24 protein-coding genes, 4 pseudogenes and 1 riboswitch are annotated in these 25,840 nt (G+C 44.8%); of the genes and pseudogenes, 12 read left to right on the top strand and 16 right to left on the bottom strand.

From position 1 onward, the window contains the following. Nucleotides 1-132: 132 nt before the first annotated feature. From ACUUHJ_RS15630 to ACUUHJ_RS15615, 4 genes are all read left to right on the top strand, one after another. Nucleotides 133-834 (top strand): FadR/GntR family transcriptional regulator, encoded by a 702-nt coding sequence (locus tag ACUUHJ_RS15630; RefSeq protein ID WP_472299282.1) that lies wholly within the window; start codon nucleotides 133-135, stop codon nucleotides 832-834. 98 nt (nucleotides 835-932) lie between these two features. Continuing rightward, complete coding sequence (locus tag ACUUHJ_RS15625; protein ID WP_472299281.1) at nucleotides 933-1,667, top strand: (Fe-S)-binding protein; 735 nt, start codon at nucleotides 933-935, stop codon at nucleotides 1,665-1,667. Next, complete coding sequence (locus ACUUHJ_RS15620; RefSeq protein ID WP_472299280.1) at nucleotides 1,664-3,163, top strand: LutB/LldF family L-lactate oxidation iron-sulfur protein; 1,500 nt, start codon at nucleotides 1,664-1,666, stop codon at nucleotides 3,161-3,163. The genes ACUUHJ_RS15625 and ACUUHJ_RS15620 overlap by 4 nt, the downstream gene beginning before the upstream one ends. Continuing rightward, nucleotides 3,150-3,851: a LutC/YkgG family protein gene (locus tag ACUUHJ_RS15615; protein WP_472299279.1), complete on the top strand. Its 702-nt coding sequence runs from the start codon at nucleotides 3,150-3,152 to the stop codon at nucleotides 3,849-3,851. Before ACUUHJ_RS15620 ends, ACUUHJ_RS15615 begins: the two co-directional genes overlap by 14 nt. Nucleotides 3,852-4,030: 179 nt before the next feature. On the opposite strand, the pseudogene ACUUHJ_RS15610 reads toward ACUUHJ_RS15615, so the two are convergent. Continuing rightward, nucleotides 4,031-4,345, bottom strand: a pseudogene (locus tag ACUUHJ_RS15610) (SDR family NAD(P)-dependent oxidoreductase); the annotation flags it as partial. A gap of 18 nt (nucleotides 4,346-4,363) precedes the next feature. Here ACUUHJ_RS15610 and ACUUHJ_RS15605 point away from each other — a divergent pair. Both ACUUHJ_RS15605 and ACUUHJ_RS15600 read left to right on the top strand, forming a co-directional pair. Further along, nucleotides 4,364-4,813 (top strand): annotated as a pseudogene (locus tag ACUUHJ_RS15605) (LysR family transcriptional regulator substrate-binding protein); the annotation flags it as partial. 298 nt (nucleotides 4,814-5,111) lie between these two features. Next, nucleotides 5,112-5,870: an SDR family oxidoreductase gene (locus ACUUHJ_RS15600; RefSeq protein ID WP_472299278.1), complete on the top strand. Its 759-nt coding sequence runs from the start codon at nucleotides 5,112-5,114 to the stop codon at nucleotides 5,868-5,870. Nucleotides 5,871-5,917: 47 nt separating this feature from the next. Here ACUUHJ_RS15600 and ACUUHJ_RS15595 read toward each other — a convergent pair whose 3' ends face one another. The 5 genes from ACUUHJ_RS15595 to ACUUHJ_RS15575 form a co-directional block, all read right to left on the bottom strand. Continuing rightward, nucleotides 5,918-6,283 (bottom strand): MerR family transcriptional regulator, encoded by a 366-nt coding sequence (locus tag ACUUHJ_RS15595; protein ID WP_289672974.1) that lies wholly within the window; start codon nucleotides 6,281-6,283, stop codon nucleotides 5,918-5,920. A gap of 207 nt (nucleotides 6,284-6,490) precedes the next feature. Next, complete coding sequence (locus ACUUHJ_RS15590) at nucleotides 6,491-7,276, bottom strand: CsxC family protein (RefSeq protein WP_064199317.1); 786 nt, start codon at nucleotides 7,274-7,276, stop codon at nucleotides 6,491-6,493. Between the two features lie 98 nt (nucleotides 7,277-7,374). After that, on the bottom strand, nucleotides 7,375-8,241 hold the full coding sequence (locus tag ACUUHJ_RS15585; protein WP_472299277.1) for a hypothetical protein: 867 nt from the start codon (nucleotides 8,239-8,241) through the stop codon (nucleotides 7,375-7,377). A gap of 167 nt (nucleotides 8,242-8,408) precedes the next feature. Next, nucleotides 8,409-8,597 carry an alpha/beta-type small acid-soluble spore protein gene (locus ACUUHJ_RS15580; RefSeq protein ID WP_041749454.1) on the bottom strand — a complete coding sequence of 63 codons (189 nt, stop codon included), beginning with the start codon at nucleotides 8,595-8,597 and terminating at the stop codon, nucleotides 8,409-8,411. A 340-nt stretch (nucleotides 8,598-8,937) separates the two neighbouring features. Beyond that, nucleotides 8,938-9,207, bottom strand: coding sequence for a hypothetical protein (locus ACUUHJ_RS15575; RefSeq protein WP_289672978.1), 270 nt, complete (start codon nucleotides 9,205-9,207; stop codon nucleotides 8,938-8,940). A 218-nt stretch (nucleotides 9,208-9,425) separates the two neighbouring features. On the opposite strand from ACUUHJ_RS15575, the pseudogene ACUUHJ_RS15570 reads away from it, so the two are divergent. Continuing rightward, a pseudogene (locus ACUUHJ_RS15570) lies at nucleotides 9,426-10,755 on the top strand (IS1182 family transposase). A gap of 135 nt (nucleotides 10,756-10,890) precedes the next feature. Here the strand turns inward: ACUUHJ_RS15570 and ACUUHJ_RS15565 are convergent. The 6 genes and pseudogenes from ACUUHJ_RS15565 to ACUUHJ_RS15540 all read right to left on the bottom strand — a co-directional run bounded on the left by ACUUHJ_RS15565 (nucleotide 10,891) and on the right by ACUUHJ_RS15540 (nucleotide 17,822). Then, nucleotides 10,891-11,349 (bottom strand): GreA/GreB family elongation factor, encoded by a 459-nt coding sequence (locus ACUUHJ_RS15565; RefSeq protein ID WP_234123879.1) that lies wholly within the window; start codon nucleotides 11,347-11,349, stop codon nucleotides 10,891-10,893. Between the two features lie 249 nt (nucleotides 11,350-11,598). Further along, nucleotides 11,599-12,516, bottom strand: a complete 918-nt coding sequence (locus tag ACUUHJ_RS15560; RefSeq protein WP_472299276.1) for a hypothetical protein — start codon at nucleotides 12,514-12,516, stop codon at nucleotides 11,599-11,601. A gap of 73 nt (nucleotides 12,517-12,589) precedes the next feature. Beyond that, nucleotides 12,590-12,973, bottom strand: coding sequence for a BlaI/MecI/CopY family transcriptional regulator (locus tag ACUUHJ_RS15555; protein WP_015891363.1), 384 nt, complete (start codon nucleotides 12,971-12,973; stop codon nucleotides 12,590-12,592). A gap of 1,185 nt (nucleotides 12,974-14,158) precedes the next feature. Beyond that, nucleotides 14,159-14,347 (bottom strand): annotated as a pseudogene (locus tag ACUUHJ_RS15550) (RCC1 domain-containing protein); the annotation flags it as partial. A gap of 1,093 nt (nucleotides 14,348-15,440) precedes the next feature. Further along, the gene (locus ACUUHJ_RS15545; protein ID WP_472299275.1) at nucleotides 15,441-17,030 is read right to left on the bottom strand and encodes a catalase; all 1,590 of its coding nucleotides are present in this window, start codon (nucleotides 17,028-17,030) and stop codon (nucleotides 15,441-15,443) included. A gap of 108 nt (nucleotides 17,031-17,138) precedes the next feature. Continuing rightward, nucleotides 17,139-17,822, bottom strand: coding sequence for a 2-phosphosulfolactate phosphatase (locus ACUUHJ_RS15540; RefSeq protein WP_472299274.1), 684 nt, complete (start codon nucleotides 17,820-17,822; stop codon nucleotides 17,139-17,141). A gap of 123 nt (nucleotides 17,823-17,945) precedes the next feature. Between ACUUHJ_RS15540 and ACUUHJ_RS15535 the strand changes: the two genes are divergently transcribed. Next, entirely contained in the window at nucleotides 17,946-18,392 is a 447-nt protein-coding gene (locus tag ACUUHJ_RS15535) for a hypothetical protein (RefSeq protein ID WP_472299273.1), read from the top strand. Nucleotides 18,393-18,562: 170 nt separating this feature from the next. Here the strand turns inward: ACUUHJ_RS15535 and ACUUHJ_RS15530 are convergent, their stop codons facing one another. Next, nucleotides 18,563-18,766, bottom strand: a complete 204-nt coding sequence (locus ACUUHJ_RS15530; protein ID WP_007729289.1) for a cold-shock protein — start codon at nucleotides 18,764-18,766, stop codon at nucleotides 18,563-18,565. Nucleotides 18,767-19,196: 430 nt separating this feature from the next. Here ACUUHJ_RS15530 and ACUUHJ_RS15525 point away from each other — a divergent pair, with 430 nt between their 5' ends. Further along, on the top strand, nucleotides 19,197-19,541 hold the full coding sequence (locus tag ACUUHJ_RS15525) for a rhodanese-like domain-containing protein (RefSeq protein WP_472299272.1): 345 nt from the start codon (nucleotides 19,197-19,199) through the stop codon (nucleotides 19,539-19,541). An 84-nt stretch (nucleotides 19,542-19,625) separates the two neighbouring features. Continuing rightward, nucleotides 19,626-19,783, top strand: a riboswitch (cyclic di-AMP (ydaO/yuaA leader). Between the two features lie 8 nt (nucleotides 19,784-19,791). Beyond that, a complete protein-coding gene (locus ACUUHJ_RS15520) occupies nucleotides 19,792-20,583 on the top strand; it encodes a CAP domain-containing protein (RefSeq protein ID WP_472299271.1) in 792 nt (263 codons plus the stop codon). 64 nt (nucleotides 20,584-20,647) lie between these two features. Here ACUUHJ_RS15520 and ACUUHJ_RS15515 read toward each other — a convergent pair whose 3' ends face one another. The 3 genes from ACUUHJ_RS15515 to def all read right to left on the bottom strand — a co-directional run bounded on the left by ACUUHJ_RS15515 (nucleotide 20,648) and on the right by def (nucleotide 22,469). Continuing rightward, nucleotides 20,648-20,800 carry a hypothetical protein gene (locus ACUUHJ_RS15515; RefSeq protein ID WP_015891371.1) on the bottom strand — a complete coding sequence of 51 codons (153 nt, stop codon included), beginning with the start codon at nucleotides 20,798-20,800 and terminating at the stop codon, nucleotides 20,648-20,650. A gap of 100 nt (nucleotides 20,801-20,900) precedes the next feature. Further along, nucleotides 20,901-21,911, bottom strand: a complete 1,011-nt coding sequence (locus ACUUHJ_RS15510) for a homoserine dehydrogenase (RefSeq protein ID WP_472299270.1) — start codon at nucleotides 21,909-21,911, stop codon at nucleotides 20,901-20,903. A 3-nt stretch (nucleotides 21,912-21,914) separates the two neighbouring features. After that, the gene (gene def, locus ACUUHJ_RS15505; protein WP_472299269.1) at nucleotides 21,915-22,469 is read right to left on the bottom strand and encodes a peptide deformylase; all 555 of its coding nucleotides are present in this window, start codon (nucleotides 22,467-22,469) and stop codon (nucleotides 21,915-21,917) included. A gap of 178 nt (nucleotides 22,470-22,647) precedes the next feature. On the opposite strand from def, the gene ACUUHJ_RS15500 reads away from it, so the two are divergent. Next, the gene (locus ACUUHJ_RS15500; RefSeq protein ID WP_472299268.1) at nucleotides 22,648-23,955 is read left to right on the top strand and encodes an aminotransferase class I/II-fold pyridoxal phosphate-dependent enzyme; all 1,308 of its coding nucleotides are present in this window, start codon (nucleotides 22,648-22,650) and stop codon (nucleotides 23,953-23,955) included. Between the two features lie 607 nt (nucleotides 23,956-24,562). Beyond that, complete coding sequence (ltrA, locus tag ACUUHJ_RS15495; protein ID WP_106834678.1) at nucleotides 24,563-25,825, top strand: group II intron reverse transcriptase/maturase; 1,263 nt, start codon at nucleotides 24,563-24,565, stop codon at nucleotides 25,823-25,825. Nucleotides 25,826-25,840 lie beyond the last annotated feature (15 nt).

Genomic DNA, 25,840 nt, shown 5'->3' with positions numbered 1-25,840 from the left:
TTTAAAAGTTGAATGATTTCCCTTTTCCACTCGCAGCCAATGCCAGAAAGAATGCAGCCTTGACAACTAACTGACAATTCAGCTAGTATGAACTCATCAGATGACCCTAAGAAAGTAACGGGTGAATGCAGAATGAAAGCGATACCACAATTCAAAGTACGTAAAACGTACGAAGAAGTATCCGACTATATCAAAGATCAAATTATGAATGGAGTTTACAAACCTGGAGATCGCCTGCCTTCTCTTCGCGAATTCAGCGAGCTTTTCGGAGTCGGTCAGTCAACCATGCGAGAGGCAATCAGTGCACTCAAAACGATGGGTCTTGTGACCATTCGTCAGGGGGAAGGTACTTTTGTCACCCGCTTAAATCCAGATGAGGTATTGTCAGGATTTGAACCGATTCAACCTGTCACGGAACAAGACATCATGTCACTCTTGGAGGTTCGGAAGATCATTGAGACGGGAATTGTTCAACTGGCCGCCGAGAGACGTTCTAATGAAGATTTGCAACGCATCGAGGATGCATTGAAAGAAATGGAAGCCGCAGTTTCAAATGGAGATTTAGGAGAAAAGGCCGACTGGAAATTTCATTACGAAATCGCCAAAGCTTGTCATAACTCGGTTCTGGAATCGATCATGCAATCCATATCTGAGACCATGAGCAAGGCATTAAAGGCAAGCCGCGAAAAAATGTTTCAAACGAAAGGAAATCCGGAACGGCTCCTGGCTGAACACAAGGAAATTTTCAAGGCGATCGCCAACAAAAATTCAAAAAGAGCCGAAGAATCCATGCTCTACCACCTGCTTGGCGTAGAAAAAGAGATGTTTGATTAAGATCAAACATTTTCTTTTTAACCAAGTCATCAGATGACATCATGACCATATAGATTATAGATCATTATGGCTAACACATTCAAAAGGGAGCTGAATGAATGAAAGTATCAATGTTTATTACTTGTCTATCAGATGCTTTTTATCCTAAAGTGGGCGAAGCAATGGCACGACTTCTCGCCAGATATGGCATCAAGCTGGATTTTTCCGAACTGCAAGTGTGTTGCGGCCAACCAGCTTTTAACAGCGGGTTTTGGGATACCGCTAGAGAAGGCGCAAAAACAATTATTCATGCATTCGCAGACAGCGATTTTGTGGTTGCTCCATCCGGTTCGTGTATCGGGATGATTCATCACCACTACCCTACTCTATTTAAAGAAGATCCGAAATATCTGGCAATGGCCCATGATCTCATTGGTAAAAGCTATGAGTTCTCGCAGTTTCTCGTTCATGTGCTCGGGGTGACGGATATCGGTGCCCTCTTCCCCCACCGCGTCACCTATCATCCCTCCTGCCACGGCAGCCGTTTACTTGGCGTCAAAGACGAGCCTCACATTCTGCTCTCCCAGGTAAAAGGCTTGGAGTTCGTGCCCCTTCCTTTTGCGGAAGATTGCTGCGGATTCGGAGGAACTTTTGCCATAAAGGTCTCCGACATCTCCGGTGCGATGGTTACGGAAAAAGCAGAACATGTGCTGGAAACCAAAGCAGAAGTCCTGGTGGGCCTTGATATGGGCTGTCTAACAAATATCTCCGGACGTTTACACCATGCTGGACATCCGATTCGCGTAATGCATCTGGCAGAGCTATTGTATGAAGGGGTGAAAGAGAGGGTATGAACGCAAAAACATCCTCAACCGCAACTTTAAATGAACGCGCACAAACTGCACTAAACGATAATTTTTTACGAAATGCCGTAAAATTCACAACAGAAAGACTAAGAACAAACAAAGTTACAGCAACTGACGAGTTGGGTAACTGGGAAGAATGGCGTGAACAAGGACGGCAGATTCGCCTGCATACAATTGCACACTTAGACTACTACCTGTCGCTGTTCGTAAATAATGTGCGAGCGTTAGGTGGGCATGTACATTTCGCCTCTAATGCCAAAGAAGCTATAGAAATCACAATGAATATCGTGAAAGAAAAACATACTCGATCCGTTGTCAAATCAAAATCGATGCTTTCTGAAGAAGTGCATATTAATCAAGTGTTTGAACAACATGGAATCGAAGTGGTGGAAACGGACTTAGGAGAATATATTATTCAACTCGCTGGTGAGACTCCCTCCCATATAATCATTCCCGCCATTCACAAAAACAAAGAGCAAGTAGCAGAGCTATTTTCAAACGTGGCTGGAAAGCGCTTACCAGCAGATACTGCTGTTCTGGCAGGCTTTGCCCGATCCAAGCTGCGGGAGAAATTCCTTGAGGCCGAGATTGGGATGACTGGATGCAACTTTGCTATCGCGGAAACAGGCTCCATTGCATTGTTTTCCAATGAAGGAAATGCCCGCATGGTAAGCACGGTTCCTAAAACACAGATCACCTTCATGGGCATGGAAAGAATCATTCCCTCTTTGGAAGACCTTGAAGTAATGGCTACCTTGCTGCCGCGTGCCGCTACAGGGCAAAAGCTGACGGTATACATGTCGTTGATAAATGGGCCTCGCCGCTCAGATGACTCCGACGGACCAGAGGAGTTACACGTAGTAATTATTGACAACGGCCGTTCTAAGCAGCTGGGAGATCCCGAATTTCAGGAGGTTTTAAACTGCATCCGCTGCGGAGCATGTCTAAATGCTTGCCCTGTCTATCGACATGTAGGCGGACATGCGTATGGTTGGGTGTACAGTGGTCCGATTGGCGCCGTACTGACTCCTCTCCTGCATGAAGACAAGGAATTGGCGAATGCATCCAGCCTATGTGGGGCCTGCTATGAAGCCTGTCCCGTCAAAATACCGCTGCATGATATGCTCGTCTATCAGCGTAGACGAAATGTGGAAGAAGCTTTGACAAAGAAAGCGGAACAACTGGGAATGAAAGCCTTTAAATTTATTTCTTCCAACCACAGGCTGTTCCATCGAATTCTGCGAATCAGCCAACTGGGACAAAAGCCTTTTGTCAAAGGTGGAGTGATCACAGCCAAAATCGGACCTTTAAAGGGTTGGAATACCTATCGTTACGCACCAAAACTTGCCCAACACTCCTTCCGGGATACGTGGAAAGCGCTTGATACTGAACTTCAGTTTGAATTGCAAGAAATGGGTCCGGAAATGAAAGATCGTCTAGCCGACATCCTGAAAAAACGGGGGGACACACATGAGTCACAGTGAAAAAGAAGCACAATTCTTCGACACGATCGCAAATCGGTTAGGCAGAAGACGGATGACCACTCCTCCCCCACAACCCGTTCGCGGTGCTCCGGACTTTTGGAAAATGTACCATCTCAGCTCTGATGACAGAATAGACCTATTTATTAAAAATTGGGAGATGCTTGGTGGTGTCGCTAAACGTTTTTCTTCTCCAGAAGCGCTTTGCTCATATATCGCTGAAGTAGTCCAAACCTTTGAAGCAAAACGAATCATTCACGAAGACCACGCCCTTTTTCAAAGCATGCACCAGGACGGCTCATTTAATGGTGTAGAGATGACGATATGGCGGAAACAGGAAGAGTCTGATTTGCTGAGTAAAGCGGCGCATGCTGATATTGGGATTTCTATTGCAGATTTTGCTATTGCCCATACTGGCACAATCGTAATGACTTCGGCAGCGTCAAAAGGCCGCTCTCTCAGCCTACTGCCCACCATTTTTATGGCTGTCATTCGAACTGAAAATATCAAAACACGTATGGGTGAAGCTCTACAGGAAATCAACAAATGGAATAACGTCAAAATGCCTGCGGGCGTTCACTTTATTTCCGGTCCCAGCCGTTCAGCCGATATTGAGAACGACTTAACCATTGGCGTTCACGGTCCAGGAATTGTTCACGCACTTATCCTTGAAGAAGAGACCAAAGCATAAATGGAATCACAGACGAATGCCAGATGGAAGGGGGCTACCGGATCGAATGTTCAGTAAAGCAGTGGTAAGTCTAGGACTTTATTTTCTCGTCCAAGACTACCACTGTTTTGATTTTACTGTTCAGTCTACATCCTTCTGCCCGAATATCCTTTCATGCCTCGATTGTTTGTAGAAGATGTTTAAAGTGTTTGACCATTATCGATTGTAAAAACTTGGCCTGTAACAGATTCTTGAGTCAGTTGAAAAAGAATAGCCTCTGCAATATCATTAGGTGTTGAAATTCTCTTAAGTGGTAAATTGCCTGTAAGTTTATACATCTTTTCTTCATGACCAGACCACCACCTTGTATCAACTGCACCAGGAGATATACAATTCACTCTGATATAAGGTGCTAATGCGATAGCTAACGACCTTGTCATTGTGTGGATTGCTGATTTTGTTGCTGCATATGGGATAGATGAGCCTATTCCGGTCGTTCCTGCAACGCTTCCTATAATAAGAAAAAGTTACAGGAAATGCTTTCCTATGGAGAACTTGATGGTATTTTTATAAATGATGCATATAATTACCCACAGTTCGAAACCGTTTATAGTTATTTCGAGAAACTCGTACTCGTTTTACCTCAACATAGTCATTTTGAAAAGAAGCATGAACAAACGTTAATTGTTAATAGTGATCCAAATTGCATATATAGAAACAAAACATTAGAATTTTCCAAGGAGAATAACTTTTATGATCCGACTATCATGGAGTTTGATTCACTTGAATCTATTCTGCAAGCAGTTCAAGATGGGCTTGGTATCAGTATAATACCGGCAGACGTTGCAAAAAATCGAACAGAAGTACAATTAATTCGATATAAAGAACTGTCTGAAACAATCAAGATTGATTTTCTAATCAAACAGAGAAAACAGCAACCACAAGGTCTAAAAAAATATATTCAGTTTTTAAAGAGAAAATAATTATGGTAATAGTCTATTGCATCTAATTTCCGTAACATCTTGGTGCTGATTGATCCCAAGGAGCTGCAACATATACCTCTAGTATTAATCTCCCTCTCCCTTCGTGAAGCTTCTGTTTTTCATTCCACACACTCCTTTTCAAAAATTACACGCCAGGTTTTCTTTCCGGTATACCGACTATCTAAATTTTGGAGAGGTGAACCCCTCTTTTTCCTCCATAAGCCCTTGACCTTCACATTAGCGTGAACGTTTAGACTACATGCAGAAAGATAACTCATCCACTCAAGGAGGAACAAAAATGAACAACTATAGAGGGAAAAAAGCTGTCGTAACTGGCGGTACACATGGTATGGGCTTGGCTGTGGCAAAAGCACTGCTGGCAGGCGGGGCCGAAGTCATTGTCTCTGGTCGCAATCCGAAAAATGCCGAGGAAGCAAAACGTGAGCTGGGAGAACGGGCACATGTTGTGGTGTCTGATGTATCGAGTATGAAGGATGTGCAAGCATTCGGAGAGTATGTTGAAAAGCATTTTGGCAAGATCGATTTTCTCCATGTAAATGCAGGCACTTCCATTCTGGAACCATTTATGGAAGTTACTGAAGAGACCTACGATCGAATTTTTGAGGTAAATACAAAAGGGGCATTTTTCACCGTCCAGCGCGTGGCGCCACTTATTCATGAAGGCGGTTCGATCGTATTTACATCTTCCGTAGCAGATGAAGGCGGCTATCCTGGCATGAGCGTCTATAGTGCGTCCAAAGCGGCATTGCGTTCCTTGGCCTCCGGTTTTGCGGTGGAGTTGCTAGACAAGGGCATTCGCGTCAATGTCGTGAGTCCCGGTTTCATTGATACACCTTCCATGGGAGTTGCCGGTTTCACAGATGCGGAACGCGTTACCTTTCAGGAGCTTGGCGACAAGGTTACACCCATGAAACGTCATGGTTCATCAGAAGAAGTGGCGAAAGCGGTGCTTTTCCTCGCTTTTGACGCCACTTTTACGACTGGTGCGAGGCTAACTGTAGATGGTGGCATCGGGCAAAACTTGCATTCCTTGTAAAAAGACGGCCCCGGAGCAGCTGATCGCTTCGGGGCCGTGACTATGAACTAGTTCGTAATCTTTTTATCACGTGTAATGGATATTTGCCTCTCCAACGTTTTTTTCCACTCTTGGAGCGCCTCAATCTGTTCGTTCACTTTGCTGAGCTTTTGTTCGTAAATCGTCAGCATTTCCTCGCAATATTCGTAATCGTCGGGAGATGCTACTTCCCCTCGGAACACCATTCTGATTTCATCTGCTGTTAAGCCCAGCTTCAAGTACAGTTGAATCATCTTGACACGGTTGACTGCCGATTCATTGAAATAACGATAATCATTTTCCAGTCGTTCTGCCTGTAGCAAGCCCTTCTCTTCATAATGGCGGATTGACCGGGTACTGACATTGGTTAATTGTGATAATTCGCTTATTTTCACGCAGCAAAGATCCTCCTCGTATGAGATTGCTATCCCAATTATATGCCAGAATGGCAGAGTATCCATATCGTTTTTGATTACGAACTACCATCTATTTCATTTTTCATCCTACTAAATTAGGTAACAAAATGAGACTACCAGTCAGCAAGTATAGCGCTACCGGAAGTCTCATCTGTCCTTTTTCTATGTTTTTTTCCTACAGCTATGCTACCATTTTTTCTTAGGTGGACATATCGGTTTGCAAGGTGGCGGAAATGTCGGTTTTGGAGGTGGTGTAGGTGGTGGGGTCGTTGGAATTGGAACTTGTTGATCCTGCAAAACTTTTAGACCAAGACGCAGAACGATTTTTTCTCGGACGGTCGTGAAAGTTTTGGTTGTGTCTTTGCACCGCTTATTTTCCAAACCGATGTCTAATTCGGTGAATTCCGTGAATACCAATTCACAATACGGTCTTTCGTTGTAAACTTTTCGGTTGCCGAACAAACCTACGTTGATCTTTGCCGCATGCCCTGATTTATTCAAATATTCTCCGTGTGACTCGAAATCTGGTGCCAGTTGCAAAGTCGGTCCTGTAGCCGGAAAGGTCAGATCCGTACAGAAATCGAATGGTATCAGAGCCGTTGTATGTCGGACATCACCGCATACTGCTGTTCCTGTTACTTGGTCGACTGTGGTGTACTCGATATTTTTGCGAATAAAACCACTGACGAACAGCTTTGCAGACAACGGGTTAAATGTAGGAACCAGCTCACATTGCTCCAGAATGACACTCTTCAATACCCGAATGATCTCAAGTGCAGGCCTCTCCAAATGAACATTAGCCTCTACACATACGACAACAGCCGTTTCTGCCAACGTTACAGGTACTTTTATCGTTTTAGGAAAAATGGTTTCGGTTGAAGCCATTCCGAACACACGGGCGTTTTCTACCGTGCAGCTATTTTGCGTAACTTGAGTTTGGCCACAATTACAGCCATCGCCATGAATACCCATTTTTACTCTCTCCTTTATCAGCCACCTACTCTCTTTATATTATATGGACTAGACACAACATGGATTTGGCTGATGCCAAGCGTTATCTGCCCTTTTTTCTAAAAAAGACTGTTCACCTTTTTCGTTATGTATGGAGGCGGAGCAGGAACCAGCTGCTTCCGATACCACCATACACGACCGCTAATGGTTGCCAAGCCGCTGAACTCCTTCCATGCTGATTGCGAATGGGTGAGCGGATCTGCTGTGATGTTGATTTGCCAGTCCCCCGTCTCTATCCATCTATTCGTCGGACAAGTTGGTGTTGCATGAAAAATGGCGTTTGTTTCTACATTTCCTTTCGGTATGGAAGGGCGTAATACTGTAGCGGTAAATGGAATGCGAATCGTTTCATGCTCTACTTTTTGCGAATGGACAGTGACGCCCAAAGCCTGGACTTCCAATTCACCTGACAGCCAGACAATCTTTTTACTATCATCATGCCGAACGTGCTGGACATCGATCTTACTTTGGCATTCCACCTCTTTCCACTCAAGCTTCCAGGGAACGCGTAAGGAATGGACCCACTCTACGTCCCAAATTTCTTCTAAAAAAGCAACCTGCATAAACGATTGTCCCACGTTTTCCACGTAGACTACTTTTGCTTGAATCAGTTCTTGCTCGGATCTGTTGTTTTCTTCCGTAAGAGTCTTGGCCTCCATGGAAGTTGGAGGCGTGAGAGAAGTGGACTGCGGTGTGACTTGTTCAGTAGCTGCCTTCTTGACCTGAGATAAAGGCGCATGGTTTCGTTTACCCTTGGGTTTCCTGGAGCGATACATTTTCTGCTTATCCATGGCACCTTCCTGAGGCTTCATCTGTTCCTTTGGTGCGACAAAGAGGAGCGGGAGTGATGCTCTCGACTTTTGCAAGGCTCCTCGCTGGTTAAGAATTGGTCTTCTATTCTTCGGATTTCTCTTGTCGTTCGGCATGTCCTCACTCCTTTCCATCAAAATACGCCTTCCTTTATCCATACGTGATCGCCCGTCTGGTTGTATAGACACTTGCCCCTTGAGTAAACAATTCGTCATCGACCTTCACCAATGCCTCTGTCAGTACACTGTATGTAAGCAAAAGAAAAATCCCTCACAAGGAGGGATTACAGGCGAAACATTTGCTGTTCCGCGTATTGTACCAAACGCTTCGTCATCTCTCCGCCGACTGAGCCATTTTGGCGTGCCGACGTATCTGCGCCCAACTCAACCCCAAATTCAGCAGCGATCTCGTACTTTAATTGATCTAATGCTGCACGAGCTTGTCCATTCACCAAGGAATTCGAACGTGCCATGCTGTTCACCTCTGGTTGTGATTGTTTTCGTGAATGGTAGTATGTGCAGATTATGGGAGTGTATTCAAACATATGGTATCTCCTTTCACAAGGCCAAGAGCTAGCCCTGGAGATGCACATGATTTGAATTTTTGATCGCTAAGGTATTCTGCAGGAAGCTCTTCTAAAACGGTTCCCTGTGAACTTGTGCCAGCAAAAACCTTAAACAATGTTAATTTATTTTCCATATAATGCTAAACACCTATCTCTTTCTTTGTATAGACAGCTCATCCGGATGCTGGGGACCTATTTTTCCCATGTTTCTCGAAGTATGATGAGAGCTTGCAATTCAGTCCTGCTCTCAATTGCTTTTTTTGATTTCTTCGAACCCAACCCTGGAAGGGAGATTCTTTACATCCTCACTATGATAAGCATGGATGATATCCGGTACATACGCTTCCGTCAATCGGATGCCTGCAAGAATCATTTCCTTTTCTTTCTCTGACACGCTAAAAAACGGATCACCGCATTTTTCACAAGCCATCACCCACCGCTCCCCCAGCTTTTGCAGGTGATTCATATCCCATTGCACGTCTTGCTCACACGTTGGGCAAGCAATGATTTTCAACATCTTTCCCCCTTGTACACACAGCCTACTTTTCTTATATTTTACTAAAATGGATAAAAAAGACACTAACCTCGTGTTAGTGCCAGGCTGTCGAGAAAGTCGACAGCCATTTTTATTTCACTTAGTTTTAATACGACACCGCGTTAATTTGTTATAATTCTTATAATTACATTTTATAGTAGGTGATAATTGTGCTTACCTCCAATGATAAAAATCCGCAAATGCATTACGAATTTGTGTGCCTTGATGAATTGGTCCCAGAAGACCATTTATTAAGAGTCATCCAGAAACATATAGATTTCTCCTTCATCCGGGAAAAAGTACGTCAATATTATTGCGAGGATAACGGTAGACCTTCCATTGATCCTATTGTTTTATTTAAAATGATTTTCATTGGATACCTTTACGGTATCCGCTCAGAGAGGCAGCTCGAAAAAGAAATCCAGACTAATATCGCCTATCGTTGGTTTCTTGGCCTTTCTTTAACAGATCGAGTTCCAGATCACACAACAATCAGTTGGAATCGTCGAACCCGTTTTAAAAATACAAATGTTTTTCAGGAGATTTTTGATGAAATTGTGCGCTTGGCGATTCAGCATCGAATGGTCGCTGGCCGTGTATTGATAAGTGATTCCACACATCTTAAAGCAAATGCGAATAAACGAAAATTTAAGAAGCATGTCATCGAGAAAACGAGTCGTGCCTATCTCAAAGATTTAGAGGTAGCAATTAATGAAGACCGTGAGGTACATGGAAAAAAGGATTGAAGCCTAGAGAGGGTGTGAAGGAAGAAAAGGAAATCAAGGTGAGTACCACTGATCCGGAAAGTGGCTACATGGTTCGAGACAGCAAGCCCGAAGGCTTTTTCTATCTCGATCACCGGACTGTCGATCATAAGTACAATATTATTACCGATGTCCATGTCACTGCTGGCAATGTCCATGATTCCGTTCCTTACATAGATAGGCTGAATCTCCAAATCGAGAAGTTTGGGTTTCAGGATACAATTGAAGCTATTGCATTAGATGCTGGTTATTTAACTACTCCAATCTGCAAGGCACTTCACGATATAAATGTATTTGCTGTCATCGGTCATCGTGCCTTTACACCTGTTAAAGGTCTTTTTGCTAAATGGCGCTTTAAATATGATCTGGAGTGCGATGTGTACACATGTCCTCAAAAACATACGCTTACTTATTCGACTACCGATCGAAACGGATACAGGATGTATAAGTCCAATAAAGAAATATGTAAAACTTGTCCAAGGCTTACTGAGTGTACCCGATCTAAAAATCACCAAAAGGTGATAAGCAGGCACGTTTGGGAAGAGAGTAAGGAATGGGTTCGACAGAACCGTTTAAGTAAATGGGGAAATATTTATATAGATTAAGATACCAAACCATAGAGCGAAGCTTTGCAGATGCTAAAGAACTGCATGGGCTTCGCTATTGTAGGTTACGCGGACGCGAAAATGTCCAAGAGCAAGTATTGATGACAGCAACAGTACAAAACATTAAAAGGATAGCACTACACCTAGCGAAAGCAAGTTAGGTGCAGGCTATCCTTTTTTCAGCACTTCGTGCTGGAACAATACCAAAAGAAATCCCCCAAAAGGGGGTTTCTCTTCAGTCTGACACTAACCTCGTGTTAGTGCCTTCTCATGTGATCCTTGTGATGGGGAGGTTCCTAAGGTGATGAGAATCCCCCCATATATGTAAAGCTTATCTCCCGAACCTGCACCTGTTGTCTGCCAACCGGACTTTCCAGCACAACAGAATCGTGTGGAGCCGCTAGCAGCAGTTGCCTGCCTATGGGCGATAAGAATGAAATTCTGTTGTTATCCGGGTCAATGTCTGTGGGATACACCACAGTAAATGACTCCTCAAATTGATCTTCTTCAAATAGCACTTTAACGCTGCTGCCTAATAATGTAATTGCTTTAAGCGATTGAAAGAGTGCACTGTCTTCTTTTGCCAAAAGGCTTTCAAGTGTTTGCTTGTAACGAACGACAATCTCATCGATGGCTTGCTTTTCTTTCCCATAATTGCGTACATATTGATCGTAAAAGAGTGAATACTGCTCGTCAAAAAAGACTAGCTGGTTGATTAGATGATTTCTGGTGCCATTCAAAATACTAGGGTTCATAGTAGATTTCACCCCCCAGTTGCTTTTCATAAACATGTTTGATGAACGTAATGTTCTTCATCAGATAAACCCTCCTTAAAAAAATAGCCCCCGAAGGGACTCTCATCATTGTATCAATAATTACAAAATGATTCCATCTACTGTTAGAAATGCTTTACATTTGATCCATGGCGATGCTGATGCTGAATGATACTCTTTAGGGAACATTTAGAGTCTGCACGCTTTATGTACAGACTCTAAATGTTCCCGTTACTTTTTCAAATCGATCGCTTTTTCCTTTACCAGAGCTGCTACCATTTGCTGTTGTGCTTCTTCTTCCACTTCTTTGAACGTTACTTTATAGCAGATATCTCCTTTTAACCAAAAATAAGTGTGGTTGTACTTATCTGTAGGACTACTCAGTGTATCATCGATTTTATACGGCACTGTGCGGAATACTTCTTGGCCACCGATGTTCAAAGAGGTGACTGGAACTTCAAATTTTACCCCGTCTATTCTCTCAAAAGGGATCTTTTTTGTTTTTCTCATGTTTTCCACAATGGATTTGTCCTTGATTTGAGCAAACAACACAATCGTTTTTGGTTTTTCAGGATTTTCAAACGTGAGATGGATGGTGCGCTTTTGTTTATCCTCTTCGTTTTCAGGATAACTAAAATTGAGCTTCTTGTTCACATATGCATCTGTTGCCTTGTATCCTCCAGGGAGCTCCAACGGAAAGGCTGGTGCAAAGCCGATTATTCCTGAGAAGTACTCCACATCCTCTAAATCAAGGATGTTGTAATTCAATAAGTCGTAATTGACGTACCTTTTCCTCAGTTCTTCATTTGGAGCTTGAAACGATTCAATGACTTTTACGATCTCTTCATTTTCGAAGGAGCTATCTCCTTCGATTGAGTAATAGAGACCTTCATCACTCCAGAAATAAAGTAAGTCTTGACCAACCGAATCCTTATCATAAGTTGTCTTTCTTTTGATAACTTTTACGGTTTTTCCATTCGCAGATAGGTCTTGTTCTGCTGAGAGTGTGGAGAGGATACTACCGTCTTCCGATTTCACGTGTAAAGAATTCTCGGTCCTTTCGATTGTGCTCGTTACTATTTTGAAACTGGTATCGGAACCTTTGAAATAATGGAACACGCCATTATCCGAAGGTTCAGATTCCTCCAAGTGCTTGCCCCCAACGAGGTGTAGCACATCCACAAAAAAACATTCCCTAGAATATCCATTTATTGGTCCCTCATCACTGCTTTTTCTTTTGTTTTTCCGTCAGTATTTTTTGCAGCTTATCGATTTCTTCATTGGATAGCTGCACATCTTCGAGAAAATTGGTCATCATCGTGCCTACTGCCCCGTTAAATACTCGTTTCAAAAAGGATTCGCTTTCCGCCCGTTTGCATTCATCTTCCTGGACGAGTGGGAAATATCGGTAGCTGCGGCCAGATTTTTCATAGCTGATTGCCTTCTTTTTCAGCAGCCTGTTCAAAAACGTGCGTACCGTTTGCTCCGTCCATTCGATATCGGCTGGTAAACGCTCAATGATTTGCTCCGCTGTCGCTGGATGATCTCGCCAGATCACCTTCATGATTTCCCACTCGGCTTCCGATATTTTCGGAATGTTGTTCATCCATACATCACCTCTTAGATTTACAAGTGTAAATTCAGCTTCTATGAAAATATTACAATTGTAAATTTAAACTGTCAACCATCTTTTTCCACAACTTCTAAAAACGGCAAAATAAAAAGCACAGTAGAAAAAGAACACTCCCACTGTGCCGTTTCATCCTTTCTTTTATTGTCTGACCCTATCTGGTTGAAGCTCACCTTTTCCGTATGGGTTATTGCCAATCAATACGATCTTATCAGCTTCAGTGACCAGCACATGATAATGCGAGCCTGGCCCTTCGATCGCATAGTCGTACGAAGAAGAAATCAGTCTAACGGGAGCCGCCACTTTTTGTTTTTGAAGCGGTTCCCATTCGTGTTCGAAGATTTGCCCATCCTTGGTAATCCGCAAACGTCCGCTCATCATCGCAATGCCTTCTTCCGTTTGGGGTTCCAGCTTCACTTTGATAGCTCCAGCGTCCTTTCCTTCACTCTCAGGGTAAACCTGAATTTCCTGAACCTTGCCTGCATCATTGATTGCCCAAACTGATGCGGTATCCTTTGTATAACGGACAAAATATTCAGGCGCAAGCTCACGAATTCCTTCCAAACCAGCTATTGTCGCAAATGAAGTGAACGGTTCATCTTTCTTCCGTTCTGCGTACAATACCTGACCATTTTTCGTCACAGCAAAAAACGTATAAAGATTGGCATAAAGCTTGGTCACATCCGCAGCCATTTTTGAATCTATTTGGAGGGGTTCCACTTTTTGTGGGCGCATGTTCGTGATGACATATACCCCTCCGCGTTCGGCAGAATCAAAGCTGAATTCCACAGTCAGGAATTGGTCATCCTCCGTACGCAACAAGAGATGCTCCTCTCCACCAACAAAATCCTTAATGCGAGAAGGCAACGCCAATGTTTGACAGCTGCTAAATTCACGGGTCCACAACTGGATTTGTCCGTTCTCATTCAAGGTAACCGGAGAATCCAGGATGCTATCCATTGTTTTTACTTTCATAGGTCCTTTTACTTCATATGGCACTCGATCCGCGCCAAAACCCCATACAGAACCATCCTTCCGAACGAAGTACGGTCGATCCAGCTCAGTTACTACCTGTTTTACATCACGTAATTCGCCCAATTCTGTCCAAGTGTCAAAGGTAACAGGGATTCGCCCCAGCTGTCCTGTCATATTGCTGCCAAATGAATAGACGTTTCCTTTTTTATCGAGAGCAATTACATGGTCAGTGCCCGCTTTTACGTCCGTAATATCAGAAAGACCCGCTATTTTAACTGACTCCTCGAGCTCATTTTCCTGATTCGCACCGAGCATTCCAAGTGTATTATGTCCCCAGCCCCAAACAGTTCCGTCCGCTTTTACGATTAGGTACATTCCTTCTCCGCCAACTGCCATCCGTATGGCACCATCTGCATGAGCAGCACGCACTACTTTTTCATTTTCTTTTGTATTGTAGCTGTACACTTCGCCCTTATCTGTTTGGATCAGGGCGCGATCCGTGTAATCGACGGCTACGTGTTTGACTTTCCCAGGGATATCCATTACCTGTAGATTTTCTGTGTTCAGCTCTCCGGATTTGCCATCGAGATAAAGAAGCTTCCCTTGGTCATCTACTAGAAACAAGGAAAAGGCAGAGCTATGCATGTCACGGATATTCGAGAGCTTCGTCACCTTTTCCGCTGCTTTCGCTCCTTTTTCCCATTTCAGTACAGTACCGTCTTCATTCAGTAAAAAGAGTACGCCTTCATGAAGATCGAGCTGCTGAATGTTCTTGATTTTATCCAGACCAGCCAGTTTTTCTGGTGCTTTCTTCTCATCAATCTGCCATACTTCACCAGTGCTCGTGAGGACATAATCCGTCATGACTTGCTTGGCATCCTTGATCCCGGCTAGCTTGTGCGGTTCATACTTCTTGTCAGATTGAAAGCCCCATTTCCACACCTGCCCATCCTCGGTGAAGGCGTAAGAAATACCTGGCCTCCACCCATAGCCTGCTTCATCAAAAATGACGCCTGTTGCAATCGAAGTAATCCCTTCCAAAACCGGCTTATTCTCCAAAGGTTTCCAAGACTTCATCGTTGTATTCGATAGATCTGCTTTTGCATCATCTTGACCGCAAACCTGTAGCTTCACCTCAGTATTGCCCGTCGTGCTAACCGTTGCTTCAACCTTTTGGGAAGCTGCCTTCGCAGGGGATGCAGCAACGACGCCCCCTGTCGTCAATAGGGAAAGTACCGCGGTATAGCTCAACACTGCTACCCATTTCTCTCTTTGTACCATCATGAGTCTCCTCGCCATCGTCAAATGTAAACAAATGTAAGACGTTGGCAACTCGAATTGCGTTACTGTAGATCGCCGGCTTCGTGATCCCTACTTCTGTAGCAATTGCAACCGGATACAAAAAGAGCTTTACCATAGATTCGGCAAAGCTCCGCTATTCATTCAGTCTTGTTTTTCACTCGGGTCATCAGTAAGGCTTGGACGGGCGAGACTTCTGTTCAGCTTCCTTGACAGCCGCTCCAGGATTCGTTGCCCCCATCGGTCCGCCCATCTCTTTGTGATTTCCGCCATTACCCTGTGCAACTCCAGCTTTCAAACGTTGACCGTACTCTTCGTCACATTGGGAGAAGTAACCAAGCATTTTCTCTTGAATGCGAGGATCACAGGAGAGGAGTGCATCCGTCAGATTGGCAATGAGGTCTTCTCTTTCCCAGTCTTCCAAGAGGCGATATCGTTCTCCCGCCTGTTTAAAATCGTTGGTACGATCAATTTTTTGACGAACGACCTTCCCTTCCACTTCTGGCTGATGATCAGGAGCTGCTTGCTTGGCTTCCTGCAATCCGCCAAGCGTTGATGGCTCATAGTTAATATGCCGCTGGGTCCGATCAACTCGATACAGCATCTGACCGCCTTCCTGATTGGTAGCGACATGCTTTTTGGGAGCGTTGACTGGAAGCTGCAAATAGTTGGCGCCAACCCGATACCGTTGCGTATCGGAGTAAGAAAAGGTCCTTCCTTGCAGGAGCTTGTCATCAGAGAAATCAAGTCCATCCACTAAAACACCTGTCCCAAATGCTACTTGCTCGACTTCAGCAAAATAGTTATCCGGGTTTTTGTTCAATACCATTTTGCCTACAGGAAGAAACGGAAACTGATCTTCAGGCCATATTTTCGTTGGATCAAGCGGATCAAAATCGAGTTCAGGATGATCGTCATCACTCATGATCTGGACGCACATTTCCCACTCCGGATATTCTCCTCGCTCAATCGCTTCATACAAGTCCTGCGTGGCATGATTGAAGTTTTTCCCTTGGATCTCTTCCGCCTGTTTTTGTGTCAAATTCTTAATTCCTTGTACTAACGGCTGCCAATGGTATTTGACCAGGACCGCTTTTCCTTCATGGTTTACCCACTTGTACGTGTTTACGCCAGAGCCTTGCATTTGTCGATAATTCGCAGGTATTCCCCACGGGGAGAACAAAAACGTAATCATATGCATGGCCTCAGGCGTGTTCGAGATGAAGTCAAAGATCCGTTCCACGTCTTGAATGTTTGTGGCAGGATCAGGCTTGAACGCATGGACAAGATCAGGAAACTTCATGGCATCCCGAATGAAAAAAACTTTGAGGTTATTGCCCACCAGATCCCAGTTCCCGTCCTCTGTATAAAACTTCACCGCGAACCCACGTGGATCGCGCAAAGTTTCGGGCGAATGTGTCCCATGATTAACCGTAGAAAACCGCACAAACACAGGCGTTTTTTTCCCACGCTCCGAAAACAGCTTTGCTCTCGTGTACGTAGAAATCGACTCACCACCTACGGTTCCATACGCTTCGAAATAGCCATGTGCTCCTGCACCTCGACTATGCACGACACGCCCAGGTGTTTTCTCCCGATCAAAATGTGTGATTTTTTCAAGAAAATCGTAATTCTCCAGAACGGTTGGCCCGCGATTTCCAACTGTCCGCAAGTTCTGGTTGTCTGTAATCGGATGGCCTTGACGATTCGTCAGGATATTATCTTCTGCCTGGTTGATGGCCTTGCTCTTTTCATCCATATGAATCCTCCCTGTCCAGTTTTTCTCATGTGTAGTTCATAACCATGGTTACCGAATGAGGGATTCTTTATGCGAAAAGACTAAATCGCTTCGTACGCAAAATCATCGTTAAGCACTGGAACTGCGCCACTCTGATTCCACTGCGCTGCAAGTTCGACATCTTCCGGGTACCCCATGCTGATCAGTTCTTGGCCAGAAGCACAATTCTGCAAGTAAGCAAGATGATGATCTTGAGCCTATTTCGGCCTCTGGTGACAATCGATATCCCTTCAATTCATGAAGCAGCGCACCTGCCGCAATCATATCTTCAATAGCAGGTCGCAATGCTCCATTTCCCCACCGTTCACCGCAAGCAATGACGGTTACCGTTCCATTCTGCTGCTGTATGTATCTGGCCACAGATGGCGCGTTTCGCAAGCACGCAGCGATTACCTTCGCACCTGTTTTCTTCGCCAACACGGTACAGGTCGATCCGTTTGGCGAGGGTAATACGATTCTCCTTCCCATTGGAACCGTTTTCAAACAGGTGGGGGAAAGGGAGATTGGTTCTCCGCGTTTTCCAGCGAGCAGCGCTGCTTTTTGTTTGGCGAACGCTACGGTTGACTCATCCTTTACCTGATAAGGATAAACGATACCTCCTCGTCCCGTTACGATATCGACACACGTGCTGAAGGAGAGCACATCGATAATGACGATCATATCCGATGCTGCCCCGACCTGTTCTACCCCTTCGTATCCCCAATCAAATCGAGCTGTATAGTCAAGTTGTTTGCATACAGTTCTATCTCCCAACCCCTCCACCATCCTCTATCAAAAATAGGTACTCGTCCCCTTACGTTCGCCGTTACGAATTAAGACAAGAAACAATATCGTATTATTGTCCCACTAGATTACACAAGAATGGAGTGAACATGGATGTCTGAAATCGAATACGACGACGATCAAGGTAATTCGGAAAAAAGAAATCACAGACGCCCAAGAAGAAATACTGTGAGAACGACCGGTATTTTGCAAAACAACCTCGCCCGTGCTCTCACCGCTCACCTCGACCTGGTAAATCTGAACACAGAACCGGTTGAAGTACGTGTGCAAGTATTAAACTGGGGTAACGCAGTTACGCAAACGAATCCAGTTAGCACCTTGCTTGACATCACGCAATTTATCCCTGCGAATACTCGAACTGCTTTCAATGCGCTGATCCCCGCTTCTTTCCACTATGAAGTGCGCCTTACCGTAGCAGAAAACAACAGAAATGTCCTTCTCACCACTTATGGCCGTACTACTATCGGCGGCGGTCAAGTTGTTGGTCTTACCGTTCTTGACAGTCAATTCCAAACTGTCGAAATCGAAACTTGTATTTAACTATCTTGTAGGAAGAAAATGAGGAATTATGGTGGGACGCCATAGTTCCTTTTTTTATCCATTCGCATGCAGGAAAAGGCGCTTGGGACGATCCCAACGCCTTTTTGCTTCTACGACCACGACAAAAAAAGAAACTGCCCTCGAAAGGACAGTTTCTTTGAAAAGGAGACTTACAGTTTTACTACGTTCTCAGCTTGTGGGCCACGGTTGCCTTGAACGATGTTGAATTGAACTTTTTGACCTTCGTCCAAAGTTTTGAAACCGTCACCTTGGATTGCGCTGAAGTGTACGAATACATCGTCTCCGCCTTCTACTTGAATGAAACCGAAACCTTTTTCTGCGTTAAACCATTTTACTGTTCCGTTCGTTTGCATCTAAAAAAACCTCCAAAAATTCAATTTGAATATGCTAGTCATATTTACCGAAGCAAATAAAGCTCACATATCATGAAGAAATACCAGATCATGTGCGATGATACGCCTTCATGATATGTGAATTTTACTTATTCAGCAAATATGCGAATGTAATAGGACGGAACTGCAAAATTAAAAACTAAACCTTTTGAAAACCTAAAACAATGAAAGCCCTTCCTCTCTTCCATCCTTGCGGCTCCGATGACCGCGCCAGTGTGAATCGGGGATTCAAAAATGTTATCCATCAGCATACAAACACCTCGATGAATGATTAGGTATCAATTTTTCAAGTAGCAACCTCATTCTACCATGGTTGTCCAATAAAAGCAACCGTTCACCCTTATTCTGGACGAAGCAGGACTCTGATACAATAGGATTGGGAGGGATTACATTGCAAAATCATATTTTGACAACCATTCAATTATCCGACATGCTTGAAAAGAAAGTGCCCGTACTTTTATTGGACGTACGCGACGCCGAGAAATTTGTTTCCGGCAGCCTCGTTCACGAAAACGCATCGACGCAAAACGTCCCCTATCTTCTTATGAAAGAACAGGACAAGCCGCTTGATGAAGAAACCGAAAAACTCGCGCAAAATGTCCAGATCGTTACCTTATGTACAACAGGTAACAAAGCTCAAAAAGCTGCGGCTCTCCTTCGTGAGCATGGTTTTCATGCAAATGCATTGGAAGGCGGCTTAACTGCCTGGAAGGAACAATCAAACGAAACGAAATGAGCCTAATTTATCAACGATTCTAGGTATTTGCCATATATTACTCCTTTATTTCGATTGGGATTGTCTGATATCGTTGTTCATGCCAAACGAAATAAGCCGAGACTTCCTCTTTGAAAAGGAAGTGCGGGGGACTTTTTTGTGGATGAGCTATTCCACATTGGGGTGAATCGCCGAACTGGCGTAGGGTTGTTTCCTCAATCCGAATCCGACAACTAACCTCGTAGGCAAAAAAAAGGAGAGATTTGTTTTTATGAAACGTTTTGGTTCTGTTACAATCGCGATGACTCTTGGTCTGGGCTTGGCTTTGACAGGGTTTGCTTCTTCTGCTTCCGCAGCATCTAACTGCCCATTGAAGAACGGACAATTCCAATTCAATGTGGGTCAAAATATGGGACAATTCCAAAAAGCACCAAATGCTCAACAGTTCTTTAACTTTTTCCAAAAGCAAGGCTTTGTTCCTGGCCAGCCACAAGCAGTACAGCTCATGCAACCTGTTAAGCAAGGACAAGCTACACCTGTACAACAACCATGCCCGTATCAACCAGGATCTTACCAACAAGCACCCGTACAACAAGCTCCAGTACAACAAACACCAGTACAAACAGCACCAGCACAACCTACCAATAATGTCACTGAGCCTGCCGCTCCAGTAAATCAAGCGGATCAAGCTAAGACGGGTGATTTTGCGAAACAAGTCGCGGATTTGGTAAACCAAGAACGTGCAAAAGCAGGTCTCAAGCCTGTTCTAATGGATGCAACACTGTCCAAAGTAGCTTTGGCAAAAGCACAAGATATGTCTGCTAACAACTATTTTGACCACAACAGCCCAACGTACGGTTCCCCATTTGACATGATGAAGCAGTATGGCATTCAATACTCGACTGCAGGTGAGAATATCGCCATGGGTCAACAGAGTCCACAAGAAGTCATGCAACAATGGATGAACAGTGAAGGCCACCGCCAAAACATTATGAACCCTGACTTCACAAAAATTGGTGTAGGCTTCACAAATGGCTACTGGGTACAAGAATTTATCGGGTAACACGCTTTACACGAAACGAAAAGCCGGTGTCTCTTAATCGAGACCCGGCTTTTTCGTGTAGGCATTAATCCGGCTGTGTTTCAGAAGCCTGTTTTTTGGGGGTACAGCAGCTTTCCTGCTCATCTAGCAAAGCAACGTCCTTTTGATTCATTTCTTGCTTGGTTGGGTAAGCAGATACTTGCTGCAACTCGGCATTGACATCAGACGATTGTTTCATCCGTATGGCCCCCTCGCCGTTTTTGGTGGTGCATCCCTAGTATGCACGCGGTTCTAAACGACTCATTCCTAAGGAACACTGGAAGCACATGCGAATGAACCTATCTGCTAATAATATGTTCAAGGTCTTTTAAAGCAGCCGCTGCTGCCGCGACAGGATCTGATTTTCCTCCAACGACCAATAAACCCCCCATGACATCTGTTTCTACCCGGATGGCTTTTGTCGTACCTGATACGGATGCAAACGGATGGGTAATATCCACCGCACACAGCTCAACTGCTACAGAAACCGTACCATTCGCTTCCTTTTGAATCGTTCCGATCAGCTTGGGAATCTTCATATGCTTTTTCCACGTCTCGATTTGTAACGAGGTTATTTCGCGAATACTTGCGCGTGCGATATCGGTTAGATTTACTTGCCCACCAAAAGCAGCGTTTGCCAGAATCGTGAGCTTCGAAGCTGTATCCCAACCATCGATATCGTAAGAGGGATCCGGTTCGGCAATCCCCATCTTCTGAGCGAGCTCGACTGCTTCTGCACAGGTGAGCCCCTCTTCCATCATTTTTGTGAGCACGAAGTTCGTCGTTCCCGTAAAAATACCTTCGACTCGTTTTACTTCACAGCCTGCCAAGTTATACTGCAAAAGATCGATCGTCGGGAGAGCTGCCGCTGTTGCTCCACTAATTTTCAACGCGGTACCATGTTTTTTGGCAAGAGCGGCCAAACCAGCATAATCAACAACAAGCGCACCTTTTGAAATAGCGATCGCATGCATGGCATTCTCCAATGCATACCGAATATAAGTCAGACCAGGTCCACCCTCTTTTTCAGATGGCCCTGCCTCGATGAGTACATCTGCTTGAACTGATTTGATAAATTCCAGCGCGTTCCAAGATGCGTTCCATGTTTGTTTTGTATGAGCATAGTCTGCCCATTTCCCTGAATCGATTCCGTTCTCATCGTAGAGGCCGGAAGTTGAACGAACGATTCCCACGAGTCTGACATCCGCTTCATATAGCTCGTAGTACCGCTCCCGTCGCTCTTCCAGCAGTCTGGCTACCTGCTGTCCTACTGTTCCGAAGCCTGTCACCATAATATTCCAACGTTTCATGAGTCAATCTCCTTGCTGTTTTATACTCCGTTTATTTCCACCATTTTTTCTATTTTTATCCTGTATCCGGTGCAAATCCTTGCGATTCAGTTTCTTTCCTGTTTTTGCTGAGTAGAGCTCTTCCGTATGATCAAAAAACAATATTCCTTCCAAATGGTCCATCTCGTGCTGAATACACCGAGCAAGGAAATCTTCAGCTTCGATTGTCTCTACTTCTCCTTGGCGGTTCAGCGTCTGGACTTTGACATAATTCGCCCGACGTACAATTCCGAAAACACCTGGTATCGAAAGACAAGCTTCTTGCCCTACCTGCTCACCTGATTTTTCCATCAACACCGGATTGATTAGTTCAATCAAGCCGCTGCCGCAATCCATGACAACCAAACGCTTCGGAATACCAATCTGGATCGCAGACAAGCCTGCTCGACCTTTCGCAGCGTAAATGGTTTGGGCCATATCATCCAATATCTTTTCAACCTGCGGAGTAATGGATAATACTCTTTTTGAAGTTTCACGCAAGATAGGGTCCCCCAGGCGAACGATCATGCGTTCAGCCATTTCCTTCTCCCTCCCGCATTACTCAGTTTTCGATTCCAAGGTAGCAAATCAGGTCCTCGCTGTCAAAGAGAACCTCGCAAAATCTGAAATATCCCGTTAGGCAAGGGTGACAAATGCATGTAGATACGCTATCTTTATTGGTAAAGAAAGATGTTTGTATATGAAAAGGGAGGCTACCATGCATTCATTGGCATCAACGCTGAACGAAACCATCCAACGAGAAAACCCGCACGTGTATGAAATGCTGTCCGATATCGCCAAACTGATCTATTTCCCAAAAGAGGGGATTCTCAGTCAATCGGCAGAAGCGAAAGCAAAAGCGAAAAAGTACAACGCAACCATCGGGATTGCACTGGAAAACGGTCAACCGATGCACCTTAAGGTCATCCAAAATAACCTGTCAGCTTACCAGCCAAAAGACATTTACGAATATGCGCCCCCAGCAGGAAAGCCTGAACTGCGTGCAGCATGGCGTAAAAAAATGATCGAGGAACAGCCTTCACTGGCTAATCATACGTTCAGTAACCCTATCGTTACAAACGCTTTGACGCATGGCCTGAGCATCGTGTCGGATTTGTTCGCTGACAGCGGCGACAGTGTCATCATCCCGGACAAAAACTGGGAAAACTACGAGCTTACTTTTTCGATCCGCCGTGGTGCGGAAATGGTCTATTACCCATTATATAACGACGAGATGAAATTTAATGCTGCTGCTTTGCGCGATTCCATTCTCGCACAAAAAGACAAAGGCAAAGCCATCGTCGTACTCAACTTCCCGAATAACCCAACAGGCTATACACCAGGCCCAGAGGAAGGAAAACAAATCATCGCTGCGCTCAAAGAAGGCGCAGAGGCTGGAATCAACATTGTTGCGGTGACAGATGACGCGTACTTCGGCTTGTTCTTCGAAGATTCGATGCACGAATCTCTCTTCGCGGGACTGTGCGACGTTCACCCTCGCATTCTGCCTGTAAAAGTAGATGGGGCTACCAAAGAGGATTACGTATGGGGCTTCCGCGTTGGCTTCATTACGTATGCATCCCCGTCCAGCGACTTACTCAGCGCTTTGGAGCAGAAGACAATGGGAATCATCCGCGCGACTCTTTCCAGCGGATCACATCCTTCCCAAACGTTCATCCTGCAAGCAATCACTGCACCGGAGTACAAAGCACAGAAGCAGGAGAAATTCGATATCATGAAAGGCCGCGCCAACCGCACCAAGGAAGTGCTCGACAGCGGTAAATACAATGACGTGTGGACGTACTATCCATTCAACTCCGGCTACTTCATGTGCCTCAAGCTAAAGACTGTCGAAGCAGAAACATTGCGCCAGCACTTACTGGAACAGTATGGCGTGGGTACGATCGCTCTCGGTCAAACCGATTTGCGCATCGCCTTCTCTTGCATTGAAGAAGAAAACATTGCGGACTTGTTCGATTTAGTCTACAGCGGTGTGAAAGATTTGGAAAATGCATTGACCAAATAACAAGCTCTCTTGCAAAAGCGTCTTGACCTCGTGTCAGGGCGCTTTCGTTTTCCGTGCGCCCAGCATGGGCGATAACTCTAGGGTGTAAGTCCCGAACGGGGGTTGGCTGTACCAACCGTTAGCTCAAGGCAAGGGTGTCTACCGTGAGGTGGAATCTGGAGGAAGCCGGCGGCAAAGTCCCGACCTGAGGTACACGAATCCAATTTGAGGCTGTTGTATTCGGGCGAGTCTGCTGAACAAGACGAAGCCCTATACAGCCAAGGAATACAGCAGTAAACTTGGGCAGGTACATGGGATGAAAGTTATCGTTCTTACCTGGGGAGGTCTGCATGAAGTGCCTTCAAATGTTGGTAACCGTCTCCGTAAGGAGTCGCTGAACATGCAGAAGTCAGCAGAAGCCATAGTACCCAAGTATAGGACGCTTGAACGGGGAAGGGCTGAACATTAAGTCAACACATCCGCTAATCACTTTCGTGATCAAACTGTGAAGCAGAATTCCGTAAGGAACTACTCTTGGAGAATAAGGGTGAAGCCCTGAGGGTACAAGAGAGGGCTGAGTATTGACCGACAAGACTAGAAGGATGCGTGCGAAGGAAAGGGTATCGTCATGGAGTTGTTGGAGAAAGTCCTATCACGGGAAAATCTATTAGTGGCGCTCGAAAGAGTGGAAAGAAACAAAGGATCGGCGGGAATCGACAGTGTTTCAACCGAACAACTGCGCGATTATATCCGTGAACACTGGTTAACCATTAAAGAACAGATTATGAAAGGAACCTATAAACCTTCCCCTGTCCGCAGAGTCGAAATCCCGAAAACTGACGGAGGGGTAAGGTTATTAGGTATTCCTACCGTGATAGATCGCTTAATCCAACAAGCCATTCTCCAAGTTCTTACTCCCATATTCGATCCCCACTTTTCAGAATCCAGTTTCGGATTCCGACCGAATCGCAGTGCGCATGACGCTATGAGACAAGCACAATCTTATATTTCCGAAGGATATCGCTTTGTCGTAGATATGGACTTAGAGAAATTCTTCGACCGGGTAAATCACGATATTTTAATGAGTCGGGTTGCCCGAAAAGTAAAAGACAAAGCTTTGTTGAAACTTATTCGCGCATACTTACAAGCAGGCATCATGATCAATGGAGTCTGCCTCTCGGCAGTAGAAGGCACACCACAAGGTGGCCCGCTTAGTCCGTTATTGGCGAACATCCTGCTTGACGACTTGGATAAAGAGCTGGAAAAGAGAGGACATCGCTTTTGTAGATACGCAGACGATAGCAACATCTACGTGAAAACAAAGCGGGCGGGAGAACGGGTAAAAGAGAGTATCCAAAACTACTTGGAGAAGGTACTTAAGCTAAAAGTAAATGAGCAGAAAAGTGCAGTGGATCGACCTTGGAAACGTAAGTTCCTCGGTTTCAGTTTCACTAACGCAAAGCAAGCAAGGATTCGGCTTCATCCAAAATCACTTCTGAAGTTGAAAGAGAAAATCCGCTTCATCACAAATCCGGTATGGAGCATCTCTATGGATGAAAGGATTCGGAAGCTAAACCAGTATCTCATGGGATGGGTTGGATATTTCGCCCTTGCAGATGCAAAGAAAATTCTACAATCCATCGAAGAATGGATACGGCGTAGACTCCGACTTTGCTTGTGGTCTCAGTGGAAGCGAATAAAAACCCGATATCGAGAACTTCGTTCTCTGGGTTTATCACACGTCCAAGCAATAGAAATTGCAAACACCCGAAAGGGTGCGTGGCGTTCCACAAAGACTCCTCAAATACACAAAGCCCTCGGAGTTGCATACTGGCAACAACAAGGGCTGAAAAGTTTAGTACAACGATATTCTGTTCTTCGTCAAGCTTGATGAACCGCCGTATAC

It is taken from the genome of Brevibacillus schisleri (assembly GCF_055685845.1).
The sequence above is the reverse complement of the archived record's forward strand: the minus strand, read 5'-3'. Positions and strand labels throughout refer to the sequence as shown.